At 73.6% G+C, this 713-nt stretch carries 1 pseudogene; it reads right to left on the reverse strand.

Annotated features, from left to right (window positions below):
* Positions 1-713 (reverse strand): annotated as a pseudogene (locus tag CCN44_RS44820) (prenyltransferase/squalene oxidase repeat-containing protein); the annotation flags it as partial.

The raw sequence follows: 713 nt of genomic DNA on the forward strand, positions 1-713 counted from the left end.
GGTCGAGGGGGCGGGTCCGGGTGAGGGCGATACCGGCGACGGCACTGGCGAAGACGTCCATCCCGGTGACGAACGGAAGTCCGCCTCCCGGCTGTTGATCGGCGGAGATGCGCAGCAGGGCCTCACGGACGGCGGGTTGATGGGTGGGGTGTTTGCGCAGGGCGAGCAGGGCCACGAGGCGGGCCAGGTGGTTCGCCTGCCAGGGCGGCCCCGGGCGGAGGGCGAGGGCCAGGCGGGACCAGTCGTCGCTCGTGGCCGCACGGGGGGCGGTGATGGTCTTGAGGGCGAGCATCTGCAGTTGCAGCCACGCCTGTTGGCCGTGCGCGTCGAAGGCGTCGGCGGGCAGGTCCCGGCGGTGGGCGCCGTCGGTGATCTCGGTGAGCAGGGTCTGGAAGGTGAGCAGCTTGCGGGGGGTGCTGAAGTGGTCGAAGGAGGCGAGGGCGTCGCGGACGGTGGTGCTCCCGGTCAGGGCGTCGCCGAGGGCCGCGTGGGCGAACGCGCACTGGAGGGCGTCGGGCGGATCGGTGTCCAGGGTGTGCTTGAGGTAACGGCGGGTCAGATCGGCTGCCGCGGGGGCGAGGTCCTCCTTGGTGAGCAGGGCCAGCAGGAGGGCGGACTCCAGGACACGGCTGCTACCGGGGGCCGGGATCAGGCCGTTGGGCCCGATGCGCTCCAGGACGCGGCGGGCGAGGCGGGCACGGCGGGCGGGGAGG

The organism is Streptomyces tricolor, assembly GCF_002155905.1.
Classification (GTDB): domain Bacteria; phylum Actinomycetota; class Actinomycetes; order Streptomycetales; family Streptomycetaceae; genus Streptomyces; species Streptomyces tricolor.